23 protein-coding genes and 1 tRNA gene are annotated in these 25,163 nt (G+C 42.3%); 13 read left to right on the top strand and 11 right to left on the bottom strand.

Annotated elements, in window-relative coordinates; translation table 11 throughout:
* Window positions 1-16 precede the first annotated feature (16 nt).
* Both AO498_RS01055 and rlmN read right to left on the bottom strand, forming a co-directional pair.
* Window positions 17-2,680: a TonB-dependent receptor plug domain-containing protein gene (locus tag AO498_RS01055; protein WP_067542509.1), complete on the bottom strand. Its 2,664-nt coding sequence runs from the start codon at window positions 2,678-2,680 to the stop codon at window positions 17-19.
* A 73-nt stretch (window positions 2,681-2,753) separates the two neighbouring features.
* The gene (gene rlmN / locus AO498_RS01050) at window positions 2,754-3,818 is read right to left on the bottom strand and encodes a dual-specificity RNA methyltransferase RlmN (protein ID WP_082792168.1); all 1,065 of its coding nucleotides are present in this window, start codon (window positions 3,816-3,818) and stop codon (window positions 2,754-2,756) included.
* Between the two features lie 194 nt (window positions 3,819-4,012).
* On the opposite strand from rlmN, the gene ccsA (AO498_RS01045) reads away from it, so the two are divergent.
* Genes ccsA (AO498_RS01045) through ccsA (AO498_RS01030) form a run of 4 tightly spaced genes read left to right on the top strand, consistent with a single transcriptional unit; the run spans window position 4,013 to window position 7,908 of the window.
* A complete protein-coding gene (gene ccsA, locus AO498_RS01045) occupies window positions 4,013-4,690 on the top strand; it encodes a cytochrome c biogenesis protein CcsA (protein ID WP_067542506.1) in 678 nt (225 codons plus the stop codon).
* Entirely contained in the window at window positions 4,690-4,932 is a 243-nt protein-coding gene (locus AO498_RS01040) for a CcmD family protein (RefSeq protein ID WP_192842564.1), read from the top strand. The genes ccsA (AO498_RS01045) and AO498_RS01040 overlap by 1 nt, the downstream gene beginning before the upstream one ends.
* A gap of 12 nt (window positions 4,933-4,944) precedes the next feature.
* On the top strand, window positions 4,945-5,361 hold the full coding sequence (locus AO498_RS01035; protein ID WP_067542503.1) for a cytochrome c maturation protein CcmE domain-containing protein: 417 nt from the start codon (window positions 4,945-4,947) through the stop codon (window positions 5,359-5,361).
* A gap of 27 nt (window positions 5,362-5,388) precedes the next feature.
* Window positions 5,389-7,908 (top strand): cytochrome c biogenesis protein CcsA, encoded by a 2,520-nt coding sequence (gene ccsA / locus AO498_RS01030; RefSeq protein ID WP_067542500.1) that lies wholly within the window; start codon window positions 5,389-5,391, stop codon window positions 7,906-7,908.
* A 48-nt stretch (window positions 7,909-7,956) separates the two neighbouring features.
* Here the strand turns inward: ccsA (AO498_RS01030) and AO498_RS01025 are convergent, their stop codons facing one another.
* The 6 genes from AO498_RS01025 to AO498_RS01000 form a co-directional block, all read right to left on the bottom strand.
* Window positions 7,957-8,772 carry a Cof-type HAD-IIB family hydrolase gene (locus AO498_RS01025; RefSeq protein ID WP_067542496.1) on the bottom strand — a complete coding sequence of 272 codons (816 nt, stop codon included), beginning with the start codon at window positions 8,770-8,772 and terminating at the stop codon, window positions 7,957-7,959.
* Window positions 8,773-8,858: 86 nt separating this feature from the next.
* Window positions 8,859-10,430, bottom strand: coding sequence for a PKD domain-containing protein (locus AO498_RS01020; RefSeq protein ID WP_067542493.1), 1,572 nt, complete (start codon window positions 10,428-10,430; stop codon window positions 8,859-8,861).
* A 702-nt stretch (window positions 10,431-11,132) separates the two neighbouring features.
* A complete protein-coding gene (locus tag AO498_RS01015) occupies window positions 11,133-11,384 on the bottom strand; it encodes a GIY-YIG nuclease family protein (RefSeq protein WP_067542489.1) in 252 nt (83 codons plus the stop codon).
* Between the two features lie 49 nt (window positions 11,385-11,433).
* A tRNA-Ala gene (locus AO498_RS01010) sits at window positions 11,434-11,507 on the bottom strand.
* A 211-nt stretch (window positions 11,508-11,718) separates the two neighbouring features.
* Window positions 11,719-12,327: a recombination mediator RecR gene (gene recR / locus AO498_RS01005; protein ID WP_067542487.1), complete on the bottom strand. Its 609-nt coding sequence runs from the start codon at window positions 12,325-12,327 to the stop codon at window positions 11,719-11,721.
* A 12-nt stretch (window positions 12,328-12,339) separates the two neighbouring features.
* Window positions 12,340-12,633, bottom strand: coding sequence for an ATP-dependent Clp protease adaptor ClpS (locus AO498_RS01000; RefSeq protein ID WP_067542485.1), 294 nt, complete (start codon window positions 12,631-12,633; stop codon window positions 12,340-12,342).
* A 52-nt stretch (window positions 12,634-12,685) separates the two neighbouring features.
* On the opposite strand from AO498_RS01000, the gene AO498_RS00995 reads away from it, so the two are divergent.
* Complete coding sequence (locus AO498_RS00995) at window positions 12,686-14,131, top strand: sodium:solute symporter (RefSeq protein WP_067542482.1); 1,446 nt, start codon at window positions 12,686-12,688, stop codon at window positions 14,129-14,131.
* Here the strand turns inward: AO498_RS00995 and AO498_RS00990 are convergent.
* Together AO498_RS00990 and AO498_RS00985 are read right to left on the bottom strand one after the other, a co-directional pair.
* Entirely contained in the window at window positions 14,128-14,466 is a 339-nt protein-coding gene (locus AO498_RS00990; protein WP_067542479.1) for an MGMT family protein, read from the bottom strand. The genes AO498_RS00995 and AO498_RS00990 overlap by 4 nt on opposite strands.
* Window positions 14,447-15,340, bottom strand: a complete 894-nt coding sequence (locus AO498_RS00985) for a mechanosensitive ion channel family protein (RefSeq protein ID WP_067542476.1) — start codon at window positions 15,338-15,340, stop codon at window positions 14,447-14,449. The genes AO498_RS00990 and AO498_RS00985 overlap by 20 nt, the downstream gene beginning before the upstream one ends.
* A gap of 57 nt (window positions 15,341-15,397) precedes the next feature.
* On the opposite strand from AO498_RS00985, the gene AO498_RS00980 reads away from it, so the two are divergent.
* From AO498_RS00980 to AO498_RS00950, 7 genes are all read left to right on the top strand, one after another.
* A complete protein-coding gene (locus AO498_RS00980; RefSeq protein ID WP_067542473.1) occupies window positions 15,398-16,075 on the top strand; it encodes an SDR family NAD(P)-dependent oxidoreductase in 678 nt (225 codons plus the stop codon).
* Window positions 16,076-16,080: 5 nt separating this feature from the next.
* The gene (locus AO498_RS00975; protein WP_067542470.1) at window positions 16,081-16,536 is read left to right on the top strand and encodes a nuclear transport factor 2 family protein; all 456 of its coding nucleotides are present in this window, start codon (window positions 16,081-16,083) and stop codon (window positions 16,534-16,536) included.
* 8 nt (window positions 16,537-16,544) lie between these two features.
* Window positions 16,545-17,000 carry a hypothetical protein gene (locus tag AO498_RS00970; protein WP_067542468.1) on the top strand — a complete coding sequence of 152 codons (456 nt, stop codon included), beginning with the start codon at window positions 16,545-16,547 and terminating at the stop codon, window positions 16,998-17,000.
* 434 nt (window positions 17,001-17,434) lie between these two features.
* The gene (gene thrA / locus AO498_RS00965) at window positions 17,435-19,885 is read left to right on the top strand and encodes a bifunctional aspartate kinase/homoserine dehydrogenase I (RefSeq protein ID WP_067542466.1); all 2,451 of its coding nucleotides are present in this window, start codon (window positions 17,435-17,437) and stop codon (window positions 19,883-19,885) included.
* Window positions 19,885-20,814, top strand: a complete 930-nt coding sequence (locus tag AO498_RS00960) for a homoserine kinase (protein ID WP_067542463.1) — start codon at window positions 19,885-19,887, stop codon at window positions 20,812-20,814. The genes thrA and AO498_RS00960 overlap by 1 nt, the downstream gene beginning before the upstream one ends.
* 74 nt (window positions 20,815-20,888) lie before the next feature.
* Window positions 20,889-22,187, top strand: coding sequence for a threonine synthase (thrC, locus tag AO498_RS00955; RefSeq protein WP_067542460.1), 1,299 nt, complete (start codon window positions 20,889-20,891; stop codon window positions 22,185-22,187).
* Window positions 22,188-22,323: 136 nt separating this feature from the next.
* On the top strand, window positions 22,324-23,406 hold the full coding sequence (locus tag AO498_RS00950) for a glycoside hydrolase family 43 protein (RefSeq protein WP_067542453.1): 1,083 nt from the start codon (window positions 22,324-22,326) through the stop codon (window positions 23,404-23,406).
* 73 nt (window positions 23,407-23,479) lie between these two features.
* Here AO498_RS00950 and AO498_RS00945 read toward each other — a convergent pair whose 3' ends face one another.
* The gene (locus AO498_RS00945) at window positions 23,480-24,454 is read right to left on the bottom strand and encodes a polyprenyl synthetase family protein (RefSeq protein ID WP_067542452.1); all 975 of its coding nucleotides are present in this window, start codon (window positions 24,452-24,454) and stop codon (window positions 23,480-23,482) included.
* Window positions 24,455-24,604: 150 nt separating this feature from the next.
* Here AO498_RS00945 and AO498_RS00940 point away from each other — a divergent pair, with 150 nt between their 5' ends.
* On the top strand, window positions 24,605-25,090 hold the full coding sequence (locus AO498_RS00940; protein ID WP_067542450.1) for a DUF4199 domain-containing protein: 486 nt from the start codon (window positions 24,605-24,607) through the stop codon (window positions 25,088-25,090).
* Window positions 25,091-25,163: the final 73 nt, after the last annotated feature.

The following is a 25,163-nucleotide window of genomic DNA, read 5'->3' as shown; positions in this document are numbered from 1 at the left end:
ATTTAGAATCAATGGCTTATTCCAAGATTTTTACGAAGCGGCCCAAACGTCCTTGCTTATCCATCCCCTCCAAAATTAAAAGATGTCGCTTGGCAATATCCGTATTATAAAATTCCACTTCGGCTCGACCACTTGAATCGATTTCAATTTTGGGAGCCCAGAAGATTGTTGCTCGTTTGTCGGCTGCGGCATTTTCCACCGTTTTGGTTTCGTACTGAGGTGCATAGAATTCTCTCGGGCTGGAATATCCTCCATATTGGGTTACTAAAGTTCCTCCTATGGTTACCCCGGAAATTCCCGCACCTGATTTGGTGTAGACGGCGATCACTCCATTGGCTCCCTGGGAACCAAAAATTGCCGCCCGAGCTGGGTCTTTAAACACATCTACACTAGCCACATCTCTTGGATTTACTTGAAGTAGGGTAGCTGCATCTACGGGCATATTATCTAGTAAGAAAAGTGGAGTTGTTCCAGAATTAATTGATCCTACACCTCGAATCTGTACTGAAACATCCAATCCTGAAACGAATACCTGCACCCCCGCTACTCTTCCTTGGATCAATTGAAATACGTTGGTAAATGCGACATTACCAGGAATCTTATCGGGATTGATGCTGACATCTCCAGATCCATACACTTTTCTAACTTCCTCTTCTTCTCGCTCGATAGTTTGAGCCTCTACCGTGACGCCTTCCAGATCCAAAATATCCGGATCCTCATTGAGTTGTTGTTGAAGGTTTCGCTCTCGGAAAGTGGCTATTAATGCTGCCGGCCATTCAATTTGAGGGGGATAAATTCCGGTTATTTTTTGAAAGACTGCCTCTGGCCGAACTACCTCGATGTCAATGAAGTTTTTGGCTCGATTGTCTTCTGCTGTTATGGCCACAGTCGCTGTATCTTGGTATACCAAATCTCGTAGGATAAATCTTCCATTGGGCCCGAATTCAGAACTGATAATCTCAATTCCTTCTCCCACAATAGCACTTACTTTTCCTCCAGACAGCCCTTTTTTAGTTTCTTGCTGTTCTGTGATTTGGCCTTCGATGGTTATTCCCGACTCAATGAAATGGTCAAGTTTGGGGAATTCCTGTGCGATCACATTTTCCCAAGAAAACCTTCTCCAGCCATGTGTAAGCATCACCAAATCTAAGGCCTCGAGTGTTTCAACTTCCTGATCCTTGAAATAATATCCCGGCTGATATAGTTTGCCTTTGAGGTCAGAAGTCAGGAGAAGATCGGAGAAAATGCTTCCAAAAGTGTTGGTTTCGTCTTTTACTTGATCTGCGTCAGTGATGCTGAGAGAGAATGTCCCCTCGGCTGGATTTCCAAACACTTGATTGGAAAGGGTGATTTGGAGCTTTTCTCGACTATTCAGGTTTCCAGAAAGATTCGCTGAGAGATCCAGCATTTCCTTCGGCTGAATAAAGACCAAACGTTCAAGTAAAGGAGCGCCATCTCCGTTTAATACCGTGATTTGATTAATCCCTGCAATCAAATTTTCCTTTGGAATTCGGACTCCCCAGACCCCATTGTTCAGTGTGCCTTGAATCATGTAATTGATCAAGCCGCGAGTTTGTGATACAAGTAAAAGGTTCTGAGGAGGAATGTTTCCCTGTACCAGTACTGTCAAATAGGATGCAGCGGGGTTATTGACCACTTGCATAGCAAGCCCTTCCAGATCCGCCTTGGGCAAAGTAATGGTTCTTTTTTGTCCGTATTTTAGGTCAATGAGTTCCGTGGAATAATCTGATTTTTCGGGGGTAAACTCAACCTTGCCCATTCCTCCAAAAAGACTTTTAAATTCTTGCTCGCCTAAGATTCCTTTCAATTCCACTGGCGTTCCGTCAGGGGAAATAGCTCGAAAAGCAAGGGTAGATTTCTTGCCGACTACCCAATGACCACCCTCTGGCAAAAACTGAATGTCCACCAAATTCAAACTGTAGGGAATGGAAATACGCTGTGAGTTGGTATAGCTTTCATTTTCGGCAAAAACCAATTCTAGAAATTGGCTTTTAAATGGTTTTTCAGGGAGGTTGAGGGAAAAGGATGCTTGACCCTGTGCATTGAGCTGAAGAGGCTGTTGGGTCAATTTCTCTTGGTCTCCCCAAGCAATGATTTCCAAAGATTTGTTGGCTAAAGGATTTCCAGACTGATCCGCAGCTTGAACATCCAATAGGTACTTGACCTGTCCATTGGAAGCACTTATTTCTCTGAACGTCACTTGTGGAAGGAATGACCCTCCCTCCGCATCGATCACATTGAATGCAGTGGAGTGGAAAAAATCTTCTCCAAAATTCCGCATCCAAGCCGTGTACGCTTTGATTTGATATTGACCAGGTTTTCCGAATCTCGGGATTTTGTAATCTCCGTACCCTCTGCCATTCTCGAGTTGAACTTTTCGTTGCTCCAAAAGCATCCCATCTCCATCAAAAATATCCACATAGAGGGTCTTACTCAGCGGAGAGGGAATTTGGGTACTTCCTGCTGTGACATAGGTACTGAACCATAAATCATCGCCTAACGTGTAGGTTCGCTTATCTAAATGGAGGTAGGCTTTTTCGGTAGGATATTCTTTTTGAATTCGGTCAAAATACCCCTGGATTTTTGAAGGAAGTTCTTCCTGAATTTGCGCTTGTGTAAAAATGGGCAGGAATAGAATTAGCAAAAGAATTCTTTTCATCTTGAAATAGTTGGTTAGAAATTAAAAGATGACGTAAAAAAACTAATTCTTGAATACATGTCAAGAATAATTCTTAAACTTTTGTTAATTCCGCTACTTCATTCTTATTAGCAAGCTGCCCACATGCTGCATCGATGTCTTGTCCTCTGGATTTTCTGACTTTGGCAATGATTCCTTCAGCCTCAAGAATTTTCACATACAGATCCACCGCGTCTTGGGATGCCTGTCTAAATTCCCCTTCGTCGATGGGATTGTACTGAATGATATTGACTTTTGAGGGAATGATTTTGCAGAATTTTGCGAGTGCTTTGGCATGACGTTCGTCGTCATTGATGTTCTGCCAGATCACATACTCATAGGTGACTTTTCGCTTGGTCTTTTGATACCAATATTTCAATGCTTCTGCCAGCTCCTCGAGCGGATTCGAGTCATTGATTGGCATCAGGCGGGAACGAGTTTCATTGATCGCGGAGTGTAAGGAAATAGCGAGATTGAATTTCACTCCATCATCTGCCATTTTCCGAATCATTTTGGGAATACCGACTGTGGATAGTGTAATCCGCTTTGGAGCCATACCCAATCCTTCTGGAGAGGTAATTTTATCGATTGCCTCTATGACATTGGCGTAATTGAGTAGAGGTTCGCCCATTCCCATAAATACGATATTGGTGAGGGGGCGCTGAAAGTAAGTTTCTGCTTCATCTTTGATGGCGACTACTTGATCATAAATCTCATCAGGATTGAGATTTCGCATCCGCTTGAGTCGGGCTGTAGCACAAAAATTACAATCCAAACTACATCCAACCTGAGAAGATACACAGGCCGTAATTCGCTTGGAGGTGGGAATAAGTACAGACTCTACGACCTTATGATCAAATAGCTTAACCGCATTTTTGATGGTGCCATCACTGCTATGCTGCATCAGATCCACTTGGATATGATTGATGACAAAATGATCCTTGAGCATATTTCGAGTGCTGAGCGAGATATTGCTCATTTCGTCAAAATTTTTCAAGGACTTATTCCAAAGCCATTCATAGACCTGCTTTGCCCGAAATTTTTTCTCGCCCTTAGCCAGAAAAAAATCTTCCAGCTCGGTCAAACTCATTTTTCGGATGTCTTTTTTCTGATTTTCCACAGGGCAAAGTTACGCATTGATCGCTTGAAAAATTCATTTTATCGAAAAGCAGAAAGGGCATTTATCCACCTTATCTTGATTATCTATGGATAATGTAATTTTTGAATGAAGAGTAGGCTTCCATTTGTCATAAAAAAGGGGAGTTTTCAGGAACTTATGACTTATTTTTGCTGCTCTAAACATAAATCCTTCCTATGCGCCAATCGTGGTGGAAAATACTAGCTGTAGTACTCCTTGCGTATACATTATTTGCAGGATTGCTTATGGATGTGCCGAGACTTCCTATTTTAAATGAAACCATCCGAGCCTTGTATTTTCATGTAACCATGTGGTTTGGGATGATATTGATGCTGATTGTTTCGGTGGTTTACAGTATCAAATATTTGAGGAGCAATAACCTGGAGCACGATGATATGGCTTTGGAATTTACCAATGCCGCAATTCTGTTCGGGGTTTTAGGAATTGCTACCGGAATGCTTTGGGCTCGATTTACTTGGGGAGATTATTGGAGTGGTGATCCCAAGCAAAACGCCTCTGCGATCGGACTATTGATGTATTTTGCCTATTTGGTATTACGGGGAAGTATTTCGGATCCTCAGCAAAGAGGTCGAATCGGAGCAGTATATAATATTTTTGCGTTCGCGGCTTTTATCCCGCTGATTTTTGTCTTGCCCAGATTGACAGATAGTCTCCACCCCGGGAATGGAGGAAATCCCGGATTTAATGCATACGATTTGGATTCTAAACTACGGATGGTGTTTTATCCAGCGATAATTGGATGGACGCTTTTGGGAACATGGATAGCAACAGTCCGCGTAAGAATCCGTAAGGTAGAACGACTCCTAGAAGAAAAAATATTAAACTCAAATTAATGAAAAAGGCCCTTATCATCTTCCTTCTGTTTTTTTCGTTGGGAGCGTTAGCTCAAGAAAAAATTCCAGTTTCGGAATCTGACTATTCCAACAATGGAGTGGAAATGGCAGACCAAATGAGAGCTGAAGGAAAAATCTATGTATTGGTTGGCATCATCGCAATCATCTTTGCGGGCATCACGGTGTACGTGATCAATACCGATCGTAAGATCTCAAAAATTGAAAAAAATCTACCTTCTTAAGACATTACTAACATGAAGAAAGGACATATAATCGGATTAGGAATTATCGCCATTGCTATTGTCATTATTATGACCTCGATTGGAGATGCCAGTTCGTACGAGAGCTTCAATACCGCTTGGGAAATGAAGGAGGATGGAAATGAAAAGGCAATCCATGTGGTGGGACAACTCAAAAAGGATAATGCTGGACAGGTAACCGGAATTGAAGTTGCAGAGCAAAAGACATCCTTTACTTTTCTTTTAGTCGATAATGAAGGTACCGAGCAAAAGGTTTACTATAATGAACCTGTTCCAGCTGATTTTCAACGTTCCGAACAAGTCGTGGTAATTGGCTCCTACAGGGACAAGGAGGTATTTGTAGCCGATAAAATCCTGATGAAGTGTCCCTCCAAATATCAGGAAACGGATGTGCAGGCGGCAGGAATGTGAAGTTGATTTCTCTATCCCAAAAGAATTATGATCAATACCTTCGTTGGTAATTTGGGTCATCTGATGACCATTGTTGCCTTTGTTACAGCTTTGGTGACGGCCTATGCCTACTTCAATTACTTCAGAGCCAATGAGCTGGAGAAAAAATCTTGGAGGAATTTTAGCAGGATCAGTTTTTATATTCATACTGTGGCCACAGCGTTGATTGCTGTTTCACTTTTTGAAATTATCTACAACCATCGCTACGAGTATTTCTACGCGTATTCCCATAGCTCCAAAGCACTTCCTGTTCATTACATGATTTCCAGTTTCTGGGAAGGTCAAGAGGGGGCATTTATTCTTTGGGCTTTTTGGAACGTGGTTTTGGGAGTTATTCTGATCCATACGAACAAAAAGTGGGAAGCTCCAGTGATGATTGTGTTTTCTCTGGTTCAGGCGTTCCTGGTTTCCATGATTCTGGGCGTCATTGTTGGAGACTTGAAAATTGGCAGTTCGCCATTCATTTTGCTTCGAGATGCTACTCAAGCTCCAATTTTTCAAATGAATCCTGATTTCGTTCCAGAAGATGGAACAGGTTTGAATCCATTGCTTCAGAATATTTGGATGGTAATTCATCCTCCGACTTTGTTTTTGGGTTATGCCTCTACCTTGGTTCCCTTCGCATTTTTGATGGGAGGATTGGTTACCAAGCGATATACTGAATGGATTAGACCTGCTTTGCCTTGGGCAATTTTCTCAGCGATGATTCTGGGGATGGGGATAATTATGGGGGCATATTGGGCTTATGTGACACTCAATTTTGGAGGATATTGGAACTGGGATCCAGTTGAAAATGCAGTCTATGTTCCTTGGTTGATCCTGGTGGCAGCGATTCATACCATGATTACCTTTAAGAAAAGCGCAACTGCACTGAAGACCTCTATTGTTCTCGTAATTTTGAGCTTCATCTTGGTGTTGTACGCTACGTTTTTGGTTCGGTCAGGAGTGCTAGGCGATGCATCCGTTCACTCCTTTACAGATCTAGGCTTGTCAGGACAGTTGTTGATTTACATGTTGTTCTTTTTGGTGGTAGCTGTAGTTCTTTCGATTCGCGCATGGAAGCACATTCCTACTTCTGAAAAAGAGGCTTCTGTTTACTCTCGGGAATTCTGGATTTTTCTGGGGGCGATTACCCTTGGTTTGATGGCTTTTCAGGTGATTCTTCCTACGTCCATTCCAGCTTGGAATGCCTTGGTGGAAAGCTTTGGAGGGATTTCAAACATGGCGCCTCCGGCAGATCAAATCGAATTTTACACCAAGTTTCAACTTTGGTTCTCAATCGCAATTGCTTTATTGACGGGAGTAGGTCAATTTTTCTGGTGGCAAAAAATGGATAAAAAGGCATTGAAAGAGGCCTTGATTATGCCATATGTGGTTTCGGTTTTGATTTCGGCTATCGTGATTGTGCTCGCCAAAGTTTATGATTGGAAGTACATTTTGATCGTTGTTTCGGGAATGTTCACCATTGTTGCCAATGCGGTGATTTTGGCACGAATTCTCAAGAAATCGACCTTTAAATTGGCAGGAGGTTCTCTAGCTCATATTGGTTTGGGAATGGTGTTGATTGGGGTAATGTTCAGTTCTGGATATTCAGATGTCATCTCTATCAATATGTCTGGCCTTACTTATAGCAATAGTTGGGAGGATGAAATGAATAAAGAGCACGTCTTGCTTTGGATCAATAAGCCTACCCAAATGAAGGATTATACGGTAGTCTATCGAGGAAGACAGAAAAAAGTGGTGGGTGTACCAGAATATGTTCCTGCCAAGTTTTTACAATCTACCTCTAATGTCAATGAGGCGTTGGCTCTGGAAGATTACAAAGGCTACTTTAAAAAAGGCGATGTGGTCAAGTTGGTGTTAGAAGAAAACGACTATTTCAAAATCGACTATTTCCAAAATGAGACCATGAAGTTCTCACTTTCTCCGATGTCTCAGTTTAATGAAAGTATGGGAGGGTTGATCTCCTCTCCGGATTCCAAGATTTTTATTAATAAAGATTTATATACCTACGTGGCTGCGATGAATGATTATGAAGATCCGGAATGGAAGGAGGACGAGATCTATGAAGTAGCCCCGGGTGAGCAGTTTCATATCGCAGATTTTGTGACCTATTTTGATGGAGCAGAAGTGCTCAAAGAAATCGAGGGCTATGTCCTTCAAGAAGGGGATGTAGCAGTCAAGGCAAAGCTTAGAGTATTGGATTACGATGTGGAGAAGCTTTTGGAGCCGACTTTTATCATTCGAAACAACCAACTTGGGAAGCTTCCAGTAATTGATAATGAACTTGGGCTAAAGGTAAGTCTAGAAAATATTCTTCCTGAGCAAAATAAATTCGTCTTCAAAGTCAACCAATATCAGAAAGACTATGTGGTCATGAAAGCAATCGTCAAGCCATATATCAATGTCTTGTGGTTGGGCACGATCATTATGCTCATTGGGTTCACAGTGGCAATCGTCCGCAGGTTTGATGAGTTTGCCAAGATGAGAGATAAAGGATTGGAATAAAATCCAAATCCATACGAAGAATGAAGCCCGGTTTAATCCGGGCTTTTTTTATGGATTTGGAAAATTTTTCTCTAGGAAATCGGCCACTCCGTCCTCTTTATGATGGAGGGTTAGGTATTTCGCTACCGCTTTTACTTCTGGTCTTGCATTCGCAACTGCTACTCCAATGCCTACTTTTTGTAATAAATCAATATCGTTGTAGTTGTCCCCAAATGCTGCAATATGCTCCATTCCGAAAGGATAAAACTGCTCGAGAATTAGCGCCAGGCCAGTTGCTTTGGATATTTTGCGAGGAGCGATTTCGATGTAAGTATCCTTGGATCGATATAGGTGAAGGTCATTTCCAAATCGCTCATGAAGCTCTCCAAAAAGCCAACTGATTTCATTGGATTCCCCCATAACCATCACTTTGTGCGCTCCCTTGTTTTCCTTTTGCCAATCCGCTAATACCGCTTCAGTTTCTTTCCAAGTGGGATTAACCTTGGTGTTGGTTATTTCTCGTTTGGACCAATAATCTTCTTTTTCTTCATACCAATTTTCACCTTCATAGAGGCTAAAATGAATGGAGGTTCGGCTAATTAGCTCAAAAATAGCCTGGACTATAGGCAATGGAATACTCGTAGAATCCAATACTTCCCCAGATGGGCCGAGGACAAATCCCCCGTTGTAGGCAATAAGAGGTTGATTTGGTTTGTTGAGGTCTTCTAGTAAATGCCGCATGGCAGCAGGCATTCGAGAACTTGCAAGAATAACCGGAAAATCGGCTGGAAGACGACTGATGACTGATTTAAGCTTTGGAGAAAGATCCCGTTCAGAATTGAGTAGGGTCCCATCGATATCTGAGCAAATTGCATGAAAGTTCACAGGCGGAGCGTTTCCTGCAAAGTTGACAATTTGAAGGATTTAATCGGGAAATCGGCGTGAAATTCTTGAATTGAGAACTTGCTGGGTTAATTGGAATTTATAATTCTCACAATTTCAACTTTCTCGCCCTGAATAATTCGCAGGTATAAAATCCCTTTAGGGAAGTCACCAAATACCTCTTTAAGGTTGATCGCTCGGTTACCCTGAAGTTTGATTTCAGCCCGTTCTGAAAAATTACCTGAGTTGATTAGCTCTAGAATAATTTCCTCATTTTGATTTGGATCCAAATTGGGATTGATCAGTTGAGCATTACTATTCAAAGAAGGGTTCGGGTAGACAATCCATTTGTTTCCTTGGATGGAGTTTTCCCGTTGTACCAACTTTACCGGACTGTAGAATTTGAAGGATCCGATGATTTTAGTGATTCGGTAGTATATATTTTTCTCAAATAATGGGAAGGAGTTGTCTTTGTACTCATAGACAATTGCGCTCTCTGAAGTTTTGACATCGTTGATTTCTCCGATTTTCTCAAAATCATCAGCATTTCCCAAGCTTCTTTCGATCCAATATTTGGAGCCAGCAAGCTCTGAATGTACTTCCCACTTGATAGAAATTTCATTGTTTTGGTCAGAAAGGTCAATGGTCTTCCAGTCGAAACGAAGAACAGAGGCAATGTCTAACACATATTGTTCAGTTTGCTGACATCCATTGGCATCAGTCACAACCAGAGTATATAATCCATCCGCAAGACCAAAAATGTCTTTGGAATTGCTAGAAAAACCATTTGGTCCAGTCCACGAGTAGGAGTAGGGTGCAGTACCTCCGGTCACACTTTGAACATAGATTATTCCAGATTGGTCGTTAATCTTAGTTGGGAAAATATCCACTTGAATACCAAAATTCGGATCAATAAAGATGTCTTTGTAAATGGTAGTTATTGATACTCCATCATTTGCAGTCAATCCTATGGTATAAATTCCAGTTCCAGGGAAAGTAAATAATGGGTTTGATCCAGTTGCGGTTCCTAAACCGTCAAAATCCCAAGAAAAGGTATAGTTGAAAGGAGGAGTACCACCAATAGTTTGAGAAGTGAATTGGATGGAAGTATTACAAATCCCGTTAGTTTGGAAGTCAAATTTTGGAAAGAGAGGCACAGCTGCAGTAAATCCTTCTGGATTGCTGTAACACTGTGCATTGATATTATTTTTTAAGGTAAGATTGCAAGTAGTATTGGACTTCGCAGTTCCAGTTTCCCAATACATGAAAATATCTTTGATCTGGATTACATCACCCCAGTTCCAAGAGAGATCTCGTACTCGAGTCCAAACATTTTGTTGGATTTGAACCCCTGAAAACATACAGTCTACTTGGTCATTGGCCGCCAATACGTTGTTTCTATAGATATCATAGTACATGGTCATATTATACCCATTGGTGGTAGATCCTCCAAAGTTTACCCAAAGCTCGCCAGCTACAGATTCCCCGATTTGGTAATTGTCAGTCACTGAAAAAACCTCACCAAATTCATTTCTCAACTGATAGCCAGTTACGATAATGTTGTTTTGGCTGCACTGGCTGTAAGCATCAAAAGACCTCAAGCTAGCTCCCCAAAGAAGGGCTAGGATCAAGAGGCCTTTTATTTTCACCAGTGCTTTCATGACTTATGTCAGTATTAATGTGTATTCAAATTTACCATATACACATCTTTATATACGTACTTATGTCACATATGTAAATGAAATGGATGTATTTACATTTATTATGTAATTTTTCAAAAGCGTTATATTGGTGATGAAATGCAAATTGTTATCGTAAAATTTTCAATTTCATTATATAATAATTAAGTGTTGTTATTTGTAAATAAAGTGAATTTAATATAAGGTGATGAAAATTGTGTAAATGGCTCTTTTTAAGAGGGTTTGAGTTGGATACTGTCTTTGCTATTGTTCAGGAGTATATCCCGAGAGTCAGTTCAAATAGGTATGAATTTGAAATAGAGCTAGAAAGGGGGATTCAACCCACGCAGGAATTAAAAATTCTTGGAAAGGATTGAAAAATCTTTAGCCTAAAGAAATAACTCTTAATTCAATCGCTTTTTAATTTTCAGAATATTATAGATTAATTCAGTTGGGAAATATAAAAAGCCCCATAGGAATTTGGAGCTTTTGGTATAATCTTAAAAGCTTTTGGGCAATGCTCCAGAAGAATTTCGAAAACCTTCGCACTATCTAACGGGACGCTCTTGTCACCCGAGTTAATCCTCAAATGACCCCCAAAATTAAAAAGCCTCTCATTTGAGAAGCTTTTGTGGAAGATAACGAATTCGAAATGATGAACTTCCCGCTGGCTAGCGGGACGCACTAGCTACTCGAGCGAATTAACCACTCGATGTACTGTTTACTTTTTTTTCTTTTGATTTCTATTTCCCTTTTCAATGTGGAGGTACGATCAGCGAGCAGTTCGGAATATTTCAATTCCCAATGAGGTGCTCCAGATTTTGTGGGAGGAGTTGCTCCTGCATTATGATGCTTTAATCTAGATTCAAGATTATCAGTAGAGCCGATGTAGTACTTGCCAGACTTTGAGCTGAAAAGTATATATACAAAATACATGGCTAAAATGGTCTTAAAATGAAAAAGACAAGCACTAAGCTTGTCTTTGTGGAGAATAACGGATTCGAACCGATGACCTCTACACTGCCAGTGTAGCGCTCTAGCCAACTGAGCTAATTCCCCATATTTTCTTAGGATCCGAACCGTTGACTTTCCCGACTGGTGTCGGAACGCTCTAGCCAACTGAGCTAATCCCCCATTTTTATTTTGAATTCGACCGATTGACCTTCCCGCTAGCTAGCGGGACGCTCTAGTCCCAAAGAATTTTGGGAAGCTAATTCCCCAATTCGAGGTGCAAATATAGACTGAGATTGGTTTGAACCAAATAATTTCTTTAATCCTGAGAATAATTTATCCTTGTCAGAATACTTCTTCCTAAGGTCACTTCATCTGTAAATTCGAGTTCTCCCCCAACCGGGATGCCTCTGGCAATCGTGCTAACCTTGACGCCGCTTTCCTTCAGTCTTTTTCCTAAGTAAAATGAAGTGGTGTCTCCTTCCATTGTAGCCGAAAGCGCAAGGATTACTTCTTTGATTTCTCCCATGCCGATTCTATTGATCAGGCTTTCGATGGTTAGGTTATCGGGGCCGATCCCTTGAATCGGAGAAATCACTCCCCCAAGTACATGATATACCCCTTGAAATTGGTTGGTGTTTTCAATCGCTAATACATCCCGGATATCCTCCACCACACAAACAGTAGCTCGATCCCTTCGGTGGCTTTCGCAGATCGAACAAACCTCTTCGTCCGAAATGTTATGACAAACTCGGCAGTACTGAGTCTTTTGCCTCATTTCAAGAATGCTTGCAGAAAGCGCTTCAGAAAATACTTCTGGCTGTCTGAGAAGGTGCAAGGCTAGGCGAAGTGCCGTCTTTTTTCCAATGCCCGGAAGTCTGGAAATTTCCGTGACCGCGTTTTCGATAAGTTTAGAAGGGAAATTCAAGGGAGCAGAGATTTAAAGAATGGCAGCTTGAATTCCAGAGTCCAAGATCGCCTCACACATGGGCTTGAGTTCAGATCTAGATCCTTTTTTGACTGAGCACTTTCCTTTATAATGGATGATCAGTGTACACTGCTCAGCTTGTTCTTGAGTATGGTTACAGACTTTCATCAAAACTTGAATCACATGTTCAAAAGTATTGACGTCATCATTGAAGACTACAAGTTCAGACGCTTCCTGATCCAGTATTTCTTCAAGCAGAAGCTCAATTTCTTCAATCTCTGGAAGTGAATGGTTGAATTCTATCATTTTGCAAAATTAAGAATAATGGACAACTTAGCGACCTTCAGCCTTCTGTAATATGAATTTTCAATTGGTTCTCTGGGTTATCTCGGGTTATTTCTTGCTACTTTTTTTGATTTCCTGGTTTACATCCAGAAAAGTTACCTCAGACACCTTTTTTACCGGTGATCGCCAATCCCCATGGTTTTTGGTGGCCTTCGGGATGATCGGGGCCTCACTTTCTGGAGTGACCTTTATTTCAGTACCAGGAGAAGTCGGCAATTCTAACTTCTTTTACTTTCAAGTTGTTTTGGGATATACCTTGGGATATTTCACGATTGCTAAGGTTTTATTGCCTCTATATTACCGCCTCAACTTAGTCTCTATCTACTCGTATTTGGAGGATCGATTCGGGTTTTGGTCCTATAAAACAGGTTCGTTTTTCTTTATCCTTTCACGGGCTTTGGGTTCTTCGCTTCGGTTGTATTTAGTAGCGAGTGTCCTTCAGTTGATTCTTTTTGATGCGCTAGGAATTCCATTTTGGGTTTCAGTATTAATTACTGTCGGGTTGATTTGGTTATACACACACCGTGGAGGTATTAAAACGGTGGTTTGGACCGATACCTTACAGACATTATTTATGCTCTTGGCGGTGGTGATTACCATTTTCCTGATTGGAAAAGATTTGGGAATCCAAAGCATGGGAGAATATGTTTCTCGAGTCGCCGAGGATCAGCGATCCAGCATCTTCAATTGGGATTGGAAGTCCGGTACAAATTTCTTTAAACAGTTTATTTCTGGTGCATTTATCACAATTGTCATGACCGGATTGGATCAAGACATGATGCAGAAAAATCTTACCTGCAGAACCTTGGGGGATGCACAGAAAAACATGTTTTGGTTCACCACAATTTTGGTGGTGGTTAACTTGCTGTTTTTGTCCTTGGGTGTGATGCTTTATCTCTATGCCGAAGCAAAAGGAATTCAGCTACCAGCCCGATCCGACGAACTTTTTCCACTTTTGGCGACCCAACATTTTTCAGCGTTTGCAGGAATCGTTTTTGTTCTGGGAATTACAGCTGCTGCCTACTCCAGTGCAGATTCTACACTTACAGCTTTGACTACCTCATTTTGCTTTGATTTCTTGGAAATTGAGCGAAAATATCCTGCTGAAAAACGCGTGGCGATCCGAAAAAAAGTCCATCTCTCCTTTACGGCATTGATGTATGTGTTGATTTTGGGCTTTTACTTTCTCAATGATCAAAGTGTGATCAACTCGGTATTTATCATCGCAGGTTATACCTATGGGCCACTTTTAGGGCTTTATAGTTTTGGGCTTTTTACCAAATGGAAAACCAAAGACCGATGGGTTCCGCTCGTTGCAATTTTGGCTCCTATCCTGACATTTATAATAAGTTCTAACTCCGAAAAATGGCTCTGGGGTTATAAATTCGGATTTGAAGCATTGATTCTAAATGGAGCTTTGATGTTCTTGGGACTTTATCTGCTGCGCAAAAAAGATTAAAAGCCAAGCTCTTTTTCTGGATCCCAAAATACAGCTTCGAAATTGACAACCTGATCATTTTCAATTTGCACACCATCGCCTTCGAGTAACTCCTGCATTCGTGTTGGACTACCAAAATGATGCTTACCAGTTAGCAATCCTTGTCGATTCACTACGCGCTGGGCAGGGACATCTGGAAGTGCATGTGCGGCATTCATCGCGTAGCCAACCATTCTTGCCCCGCTTTTTAAGCCGAGATAATTGGCAATTGCACCATAACTAGTCACTCGTCCCTTCGGTATTTCCCGAACAACCTGATATACAAGGTCAAAATAGTTAGGCTTTTCTGCTTTCATAATTCCAATGGAGTAGGGCTTGATTGATTTCTTTTTTGAGCTGAATCTCCTTTGATTTTTCTCCTGATCTGATTGGAAATTGGAATCGGATGAGCAAGTTGTCAGCTTTTCGTTCGATCACATTGAGTTGAGCTCCATCCACAAAGACTACTTCTTGATGCCCTTCCAATGGTGCGCAGAGATGTTTTTCTAATGCATTGAGGTCCAAATCCTGATTGGATGGGACCTCAAAATCAAATATGACTTGGTGAGTATTGTTTTTTGAAAAATTGACGACATCACTCGTGAGTGCCATTGTATTCGGGATAAGGATAATCTCTCCTGAGTCATTTTTCAAGACAAGATTAATCAGAGTTATGTCTCTAATGAAGCCCGTGTGTTTACCGATTTGGATTTTATCGCCGATCTCCAATTGATCCGAAAACATCATGATCAATCCATTGACGATATTGGTGATGTATTCTTTGGTCAAAAGTGCAATCGCCGCTGCCACAATGGTGATACTGGTCAAAAATTCCAATGGGCGGATTCCAAAGGCCAACATCAGGGAAATAAGAATGGCGATTACATTTAAAAGTGTGGCAATTCGGTCTATTCCTACCACAAAATTAGGCTGAACCTTGGAGTCTTCTCGTTGTCGGAGGTACACGCCCAACGTGATAAATCTTCCCAGAGAAAAAATCAAATTGGCACTGAGTAAAAAAATCAAGGCTCGACCGACGTGATTTAAAATCGGGTATTTTTCAAATTCCAGATGAATGAAGGTGTCGAAATTGTATAGGATTTCTAATAGGATCAGGAAAATGAATTTGAAGGCAAAGTTTCTTCTGCGTGTGTTTTCCTTGATTCGAATGCTGGATTTGAGCTGATTCATGTCTGAATAGAAAAATAAAGCCTATTTTAGCAAATATAGGATTGAAAGATCGGAGATATGAGTAGAAATATTATAGTAACAGGAGCAGCAGGTGCATTGGGGTCGGCTGTGGTCGAGAAGTTCAAACGTGAAGGCTATTATGTTATTGGATTACTTCGCCCTGATTCAGGAGAAAGTGCTGAAGAAGCAGATGATACCTATGAGGTAGATGTGACCAATTCTGCAGCAGTTTTGGATTTTGTGAAAGAATGCCAAATGCAGTACGGAGAAATTGACGCCATTGCCATGATTGTCGGGGGATTTGCATTGGGGTCGATCGAGGAGACCAAAATGGAAGATTTGAATAAGATGTTCACCCTAAATTTTTTCAGCGCATTTAACCTGGTGCAAAGCTTTCTTCCCGTATTCAAGAAGCAGAACAAAGGGACTTTTTTATTTGTAGGCGCTCGCCCCGCACTTCAATTGGCCGATGCCACTTCTTCAGTTGCTTATGCTTTAAGTAAAAAACTGGTGATTTCTTTGGCTGAAATTTTGGCGGAAGAAATCAAGGGGACTGAGATTCGCTCGCATATCTTTGTGCCGAGTATAATTGATACAAAAGCAAATCGCGATTCTATGCCAGATTCGGATTTTTCCAAATGGGTTAATCCGGCTGACATAGCAGAGGCGATGCATTATGCCGTTAATACTCCAGCATTACGAAATATGACCTTTAAACTATTTGGAGGGGTTTGATTCTTATGAAAAAATCCATTTTAACCATAGCTATCCTAATCGGTGCAATTTTCACGGGCTTTGGCCAAACCCCAGAGCAAGAAGTGGAATCAGTCATTCGAAGTCTTTTTGAAGGGATGAAAAGTAAAAATGCCGATCAGGTAGCTGCTGCCTTTTCAAAAGATGCCTTGATGCAGACGGTTATTGCCAAGCCTGAAGGAAGTTCAGTGGGTAGCAATGCCGTGGCGGATTTTGTCCAGCGAATCGCTTCAACACCTGCTGAAACTATGCTTGATGAGCAAATATTGGACTATCAAATCAAGGTAGATGGCACCATGGCTTCAGCATGGACTCCTTATAAATTTTTCGTCAATGGCAATTTTAGCCATTGTGGCGTCAACTCATTCCAGCTGGTCAAATTAGCAGAGGGCTGGAAAATTGTTTACATCATTGATACGCGTAGAAAAGAAAACTGCCAATAATTAACCACATGAATGAATTTAAGGCCAAAGTCTATCAGACGGCCATTGATCAGCTTAAGCAAAAGGAATCTTTGCTTAATCAAGAGCGAATAAACATCATCGAGAGTATCCTCGAAGAGGAAAAAAACAGCGCTGGAGATAAATATGAAACAGGCCGGGAGACCATGACTCAGGATCTGAATACCATCGAAAAGCAACTGAAGCAGAGCAAAGCTGATTTAGAAGAACTCTATCGTCTCAATACCATCAAAGAAACTCCAGCAAGTGTGCAAGAAGGTGCATTGGTTAAATTGGCCGGGCAATGGTATTTGATTGCGATCAGTCTAGGTCAGGTCAAATGCGATGGTGCTTCTGTGTTTTTGATGAGTAGAAATTCGCCTTTAGGAGAATTAATGATTGGAAAAAAGAAAAATGAACAAGTGAATTTCAGAGGAAAAATGCATTCCATCGAAGAATTGGTTTGATCTGGAATCATCCTAAATCAATAAGCTCTTCTTTCGGAAGAGCTTTTTTTTATACATGTGTTTAGAGTTGGATTTTGGAGGTCAGGAAATTTAAAAGCGTAAGAAATTCCAGAAGTTTTTATAAAATGAGCAATGGATTCAATGATTTAATGAAAAAAACCTAAAAAAATTCAATTTCCTTTTTCGATTATTTGTCTAAACCGTTTTTTCACCTTAAGATTGTCAAGTCAACTCACCGACCCATGGCACTAGCAGCTCAAACATCTTATTTTTCAATGCCTTTCCCAATGACGGGAGGGACTGCTGCTTTTTTTTGCACCACTACCAGCACCATGACCACGATGATTACGGGGTGACCCGTCGTGATCATTGAGTACTCGTCCCTGAGGCCAGCTTTTGGCCAGATTTAAGTTTCCAGCAATCTATTTCTTACTATGAAGATTATAAAGTTTGGAGGTTCATCCGTAGCGAACCCCGAGAATATCAAAAAAGTTTTTGCCATCCTTCAGGACAAGCTGAGACACCATGAAGTAGCCGTTGTTTTTTCCGCTTTTGGAGGAGTCACTGAGAGTTTACTCACCATCGCAAGGCTTGCCCGGGAAGGTGACCAAGCTTATCGAGATCTGCTTCAGACCCTAGAAGAAAAGCATCTTGACATTGTCCGTCAACTCATAGCTGTCCAAAACCAATCCACTGTGATGACCTATGTAAAGGTCAGATTCAAAGAGTTGGAGGACCTTTTTCACGGCATTTTTCTTATCAAAGAAAATTCAGCTCGGACGCTTGACTATGTAGCCAGCTTTGGAGAGCGACTTTCGGCATTCATCTTGGCGGAAGCTATGGCGGGAAAAGGCATCAAAACGCAGTTTGTGGATGCGCGAGATGTCATCCGAACCAATGATCGCTTTGGTCAGGCTAGAGTCGATTATGAAATCACGAATTCTTTGATTCGAGAATTTTTTGCCCAAAATGAAGGTGTTAAAGTTATTACTGGCTTTATCGCGTCTACTGCCAAAGGTGAAACCACCACTTTGGGAAGATCGGGTTCTGATTATACAGCAGCCATATTTGCCGGAGCTTTGGAAGCGACTGATCTTGAAATTTGGACAGACGTTTCTGGAGTTTTGACCTCCGATCCAAAGTTGGTTTATACCGCATTTACCATTCCTCAGCTAAGCTACAATGAGGCAATGGAGCTTTCTCACTTTGGAGCTAAAGTGATCTTCCCTGCCACGATGCAGCCGGCAATGAAGAAAAACATCCCGATTTACATCAAAAACACCTTTGAGCCTGAAAATCCAGGAACTCTAATCAATGGAGAAGTTAGCCATGGTGCATTGATCAAAGGGATCAGTTCGATGTCAAATATTTCTATCGTGACTGTTCAGGGTGCAGGTTTGATTGAAGGTGGAGCTACGGTAAGTAGGGTTTTCAAAGCTTTGGCTGAAGCAAAAGTCAATATTGTGTTGATTTCCCAGGCATCCTCTGAGCACAGTATCTGCCTAGCGATCAAAACGCAAGAATCGTACATGGCGAAGGAAGCGATCGAAAAGGAGTTTTTCTATGAAATCAAATCCGGAGAAATGGATCAGGTTTCCCTGCTTCATGGTTTGGCAACGATCGCCGTGGTTGGGGAAAATATGAAGCAAAATCCGGGAGCTTCGGGCCGTATGTTCCGTGCTTTAGGACAAAATAATATCAACGTTGCGGCTATTGCACAAGGAAGTTCAGAATTGAATATCTCAGCGGTGATTCCACAGCCTGATTTGCAAAAGGCTCTTAACGCGCTGCATGAGGCATTTTTCCTTTCTGAAAACAAAGTGCTTCACGTGTTTTTGGTGGGTACAGGCCTGATTGGAAAAGCATTGATGAAAATGATTGCCCATCAACAGCACAAGCTTTTAAATGATAATGAGCTGGATGTTCAGATTCACGGTATTGCCAATAGCCGATACATGGCATTTCACGAAGATGGCTTTGATCTAAAGCATCCTCATGAATTGAGTGAATCAGATCAACCGATGGATTTGGATAAGTTTATTACTCAAATGGAGGAAATGAACTTCTCCAATTCAGTGTTTGTCGATTGCACAGCCAGTCAAGATGTCGCGGATACTTATGCTCGAATTTTGGAAGCTAAAGTGGCCATAGTAACGCCAAATAAGAAGGCGAATTCCTCTTCAATGGAAAACTACCGGGCGCTGAAACGAATTGCAAAACGTCGAGGAGTCAAATTTCTCTACGAAACCAACGTGGCTGCAGGACTTCCGGTGATCAATACCTTGCAGGATTTGATGCTTTCCGGGGACAAAGTCATCCGCATCGAAGCGGTGCTAAGCGGTTCGATGAACTTTATTTTCTCCGAACTCGAAAATGGAGCGCCTTTCTCTGAAGTGGTGAAAGTAGCCAAAGAAAAAGGCTATACCGAACCCGACCCTCGGGATGACCTGAGCGGAATGGACGTGGCCCGAAAAATCCTGATCCTTGGTCGAGAAGCTGAGCAAGAATTGGAATTCGACGATATTTCTATTCAAAGCATGGTTCCTTCGGACTGTCAGCATGCCAAGACGTTGGATGAGTTTTTTGACAAGCTGAAAGGTCACGACGCTGACTTTGCTAAGCTCTTGGCTGATGCAAAAGCCAAAGGTGAAAAATTGCGCTTCATGGCTACACTTGAAGATGGCAAAGCTAAAGTTGGCTTGAAATCTTTACCGGAATCCCATCCTTTCTCCAGTTTGAAAGGAAGTGACAACATGATCTTGTTGACCACCGATCGCTATCATGATCGCCCGATGATCATTCGAGGTCCAGGTGCGGGAGCAGATGTGACTGCGGCTGGAGTATTTGCAGACGTGATTCGAATCGGTAACTACACTCGAGAATAATGAACTCGGTTAGAGCTTTTGCACCGGCTACTGTCGCCAATGTGTCTTGTGGATTCGATATTCTCGGATTTGCGATTGATGCGATGGGCGATGTGGTAGAGGTGAGAGAAAGGAATGAGCCAGGGCTTCAGGTAGTGTCGATCACTGGAGATGGTGGGAGGTTGCCTTTTGAAGCGGAGAAAAACACTTGTGCCGTAGCTATTCAGGCAATGCTCGATGAACTAGGACAGGACATCGGAATGGAAATTTACCTTGAAAAGGGACTTCCACTCGGTTCCGGTATGGGCTCAAGTGCGGCTAGCGCAGTGGCAGCTTTAGTTGCTGCCAATCGTTTATTAGGAAATCCATTTGAGAAAAAGCAATTGCTGCCTTTTGCTATGGTGGCTGAGAAAGTCGCTTGCGGTGCGGGACACGCGGACAATGTAGCCCCGAGTTTGCTCGGTGGATTTGTATTGATTCGCGATTACCATCCCCTAGATGTGATCAAGCTTCATGTGCCTGATGGTTTGCATTGCACGCTTTTGCATCCGCATTTTGAGTTGAAGACATCCGATTCCAGGTCGGTTTTGCGGGATAGCGTTTCCTTAAAGCATTCCACGATTCAGTCAGGAAATGTGGCTGGATTGGTCGCCGGGTTATTTCAGGAAGATTTTGAGTTAATTGGTCGTTCCCTTCGAGATGTTATTGCTGAGCCTTATCGGGCTACCTTGATTCCAGGTTTTTACGAAGTAAAAGAGGCCGTCAAAGCTGCTGGAGCACTTGGGATGGGAATTTCGGGTTCTGGACCGACTCTCTTCTCCCTTTCCAAAGGAGAACAAACCGTCCAATCCATCATTGACGCAGCACAGCAGGTGTATGATTCCATCGGTCTCGGTGTGGATGCTTACCATTCTGCGATTAATACCCAAGGAGCTTTTGTCCTCGAATAATTAAATTGTCCACAGTCCACGGTCGACAGTCGACTGCAAAATTGGGAGACTGTTGGCGGAAAAGGAATAATCGAATGCAGTACTACAGCACCAACAATCCCAATCATAAAGTTTCGCTCTCCGAGGCGGTCATCAAAGGACTCGCGCCGGACAATGGGCTCTACATGCCTGAGCGGATTCATGTTTTGCCACAGGAACTCATCGAAAAGATGTCGGAAATGAGTTTTCGGGAGATCGGCTATTCCGTGATTGGAGCCTTGTTTTCGGAAGATTTAAGTGAAAAGCAGATCCACGAACTCGTGGATCATACCTTGACTTTTGATGCTCCGATCGTCAAAGTGGAAGAGGATGTCTACAGTTTGGAGCTGTTTCATGGGCCGACTTTGGCCTTCAAAGACTTTGGGGCTAGATTTTGCTCAAAGTTGATGAGCATGCTCGTAGGAGATCAAAGCCAAAAAGTTCGAGTGCTTGTCGCTACTTCCGGAGATACGGGAAGTGCCGTTGCCAATGGTTTTTTGGGCGTTCCAGGGGTGGAGGTTATTATCCTTTTTCCGAAGGGAAAAGTCAGTCCGCTACAAGAACAACAGTTTACGACCTTGGGACAAAACATCACCGCATTGGAAGTAGATGGCGTGTTTGATGATTGTCAGACGCTGGTAAAGCAGGCCTTTTTGGATCCTGAATTGAATCAAAAGTTACTTCTGACCTCCGCCAATTCAATTAACATTGCCCGTTGGATTCCTCAATGTCTGTACTACTTCTATGCTTTTTCCAGATTGCCAAAAGGAGGAAAAAAGGTCGTTTTTGCAGTTCCAAGCGGGAATTTTGGAAATATCGGAGCGGGGATTTTAGCCCAGCAAATGGGTTTACCGATCGACCGCTTTGTAGCAGCAACCAATGTAAATAAAGTAGTTCCGGAGTATTTGCATGGCTCACCCTTCCAAGCCAAGCCATCAGTTCCCACCGTTTCCAATTCCATGGATGTGGGAAATCCAAGCAATTTTCCAAGACTTCAGGCCCTGTATGGCAGTGATGAGGAGCTGTTTCGGGAAAATGTCAACGGCTATTTCTATACCGACGCTCAGACTATCGAGGCGATTCAAGCTGTGCAGCGATTTGGCTATACCCTCGATCCGCATGGGGCAGTGGGGTATTTGGGTTTGAAGGACTTTATGTCAGAAAATCCAGGTTATGTCGGAGTCTTTTTAGAGACCGCCCATCCAGGCAAATTCCGGGATGTGGTCGAGGAAGCCTTGGGTGAAAAATTAGTGTTACCGAAGCGATTGGCGGCTTTTCTGCAGGGAGAAAAACAGGTGATCCCGATGGGAAAAAGCTTTTGGGAGTTTAAGGGGTTTTTGAAGGGGTTGGATTGAGTAAATGACAAGTGATAGTATCATTTGATTCTATCATTAGAAATTTTTTGTAGAATATTGGGACCAGGTTTGCCTAAGGATTTTTCCAATAAATATTCCTTTTAGTATTTTCACTTTTTCCAAACCTAATCTAACCATGCGAAAACCAATTTCTTATCTCGGCCTGTTCATGTTGGCGGGATTTGCCTGTTCCCAGCCTCAAGATAAAAATCAGACTATGGAAGCAGATTCCACTGCTTCCAAATTCACCCATGCTCCACTGGTCGAGCATATGTACACGGCAGATCCCTCTGCCCATGTTTTTGAAGGTAAAATCTTCATTTATCCTTCGCACGATATTGAAACCGATGTAGCTCAAGATGACATGGGTTCGCATTTTGACATGAAGGATTACCACGTGTTTTCTATGGAAAAGCCAGGAGCTCCTGTGATTGATCACGGTGTAGCCTTGAAATTGGAAGATGTGCCTTGGGCCGGTCGTCAGCTATGGGCTCCGGATGCAGCCGAAAAAGCAGGGAAATATTACCTCTATTTCCCTGCTAAGGACAAGCAGGATATTTTCAAAATTGGTGTTGCAGTTTCTGATCGTCCGGAAGGACCTTTCAAAGCCGAGCCGGAACCCATCACTGGAACTTTCAGTATGGATCCCTCAGCTTTCCAGGATGGTGAGGAGTATTACCTACTTTGGGGCGGAATCTGGGGAGGCCAGCTGCAATGGTACGAGGATCAAAAGTTAGTTGAAGGAAGAAAAGGCCCGACTGACGGGATTCCAGCCCCTGACCAAAAAGCGTTGATGCCCTACATAGCCAAGCTAGGGAGCTCCATGACAGAACTTGCGGAAAAGCCTCAAGAAATCTTGATTCTAGACGAAAGTGGTGAACCGATTAAAGCCGGCGACAATTCACGACGATTCTTTGAGGCGGCCTGGATGCACAAATACAACGGAAAGTATTATTTGTCATACTCCACAGGGGATACGCATTTTATTGCTTATGCCATAGGCGATACACCGTATGGCCCATTCACCTACCAGGGAAATGTCTTGGATCCGGTCGAGGGTTGGACCAATCACCACTCAATTGTGGAGTTTGAAGGAAAATGGTACCTCTTTTATCACGATACCCAATTATCTGGCGATACGCCACTTCGAAATATAAAAATGGCAGAATTGACCTATTTGCCGGATGGAAAAATTGAGACTGTGAAGCCGATGAAATAATTGAAAAAGCCAGAGTTATGATGTGCCCCCAAAAAGTTAGACACTTATTGGGGGCTAGTTCATTATTCTGGCTTTATTTTTTTCGTTCGATGGTATAGCTCACCAAAGCCGTTAGGGCGGATTTGTATTCAGAGTCCGGAAAAGAATCTAAGATGGAAAGAGCTTCTTGGTAAAAGGCATCCATTTTAGATTTAGCATAGTCTAATCCACCACTCTTCTTCACGAAATCAATGACTTCATTAACCGCTTTTTTATCATCTGATTTATTTCGGATAAGGTGGATAATTCTCCGCTTTGTCAGCCAGTCCGCATTCCGGAGTGCAAAAATGAGCGGAAGTGTCATCTTTTTCTCTTTGATATCAATTCCTACGGGCTTGCCGATTTCATCCTCTCCATAGTCAAATAAGTCATCCTTGATTTGAAAAGCCATTCCGACTTTTTCTCCGAAAAGCCTCATCTTTTCAATGATTGCTTCCTCTCTGGCTACGCTGGATGCTCCCACCGAACAGCAGGAAGCGATCAAACTTGCTGTTTTTTGCCGAATGATTTCATAGTAAACTTCCTCATCCACATCTAGCTTTCGGGCTTTGTAGCTTTGCAAAAGTTCCCCTTCAGACATTTCCTTGACTGCGTTGGATACGATCCGGAGCAGATGAAAATCCCCATGTTCAACACTCAGCAGTAATCCTCGAGATAATAAATAATCCCCGACCAATACTGCGATTTTATTTTTCCAAAGTGCATTAACCGAGAAAAATCCCCTTCGGTAGTTAGCATCATCCACCACATCATCGTGTACAAGTGAGGCGGTATGTAGCAATTCGATTAGCGCGGCACCTCGATGGGTAGATTCGTTGATAGTACCACAAACACCCGCGGTAAGAAAGACAAACATCGGGCGCATCTGCTTTCCTTTGCGTTTGACGATGTAATTGGTGATGTGGTCGAGGAGCTTGACCTTACTTTTCATGAAGTCCCGAAACTTATGCTCAAACTGAGCCATTTCGGATTCAATAGGGACTTGTATTTGTTTCAGGTCTGGTTTCATTGGGAAATGGTGCTGTAAAAATAATACGCTTTCCGGCACCGACAAGGGTTTATTTGGTGTCTACGCATCAAACTTTCCAGAAGGTAAATCGTTTGGGAAAAATTCGTAATTTTTAGCTTACCCTTTATCCACTTCTAATTAACCCAAGCTATGAAATCCTTTAAAATCGAAATCAAATGGGGGATTCTTTTTACCCTTTCTGGTATTATATGGGCAGTTTTGGAAAAAAGTCTAGGTTGGCATGATGCCCTTCTCGAAAAGCACGCCACCTACACGCTTTTTTATGCTCCAATTGCCATCGCCATTTACGTTTTCGCTCTTTTGGATAAGAAAAAGAACCACTACAGCGGTGAAATGAATTACCTACAAGGTCTTATTTCTGGACTTGTAGTGACGGTGGTTGTTCTTATTCTTACTCCCCTCAGTCAATATGTAACTCATGAATTCATTTCGCCTGATTATTTTACCAACATCAGCACGTTAACAGTGTCTCAGGGTCAAATGACGATGGAAGAAGCGGAAGCCCATTTTACTCTGGAAAATTACATAGTTCAATCTTTGATTTTTGCCGCATTTATGGGGTTATTGACTTCTGCAGTCGTTGCACTATTTACTCGAGGGAAAGCAAGGGCTTAGGCAAACCTGACATTTCTCTCTGAGAAAATCCTTTTTCTGTATCTTTGAGGCCGTTTCAAACCAACCAGCAACC

The sequence above is a fragment of the Algoriphagus sanaruensis genome (assembly GCF_001593605.1).
Taxonomy (GTDB): domain Bacteria; phylum Bacteroidota; class Bacteroidia; order Cytophagales; family Cyclobacteriaceae; genus Algoriphagus; species Algoriphagus sanaruensis.
The sequence above is the reverse complement of the archived record's forward strand: the minus strand, read 5'-3'. Positions and strand labels throughout refer to the sequence as shown.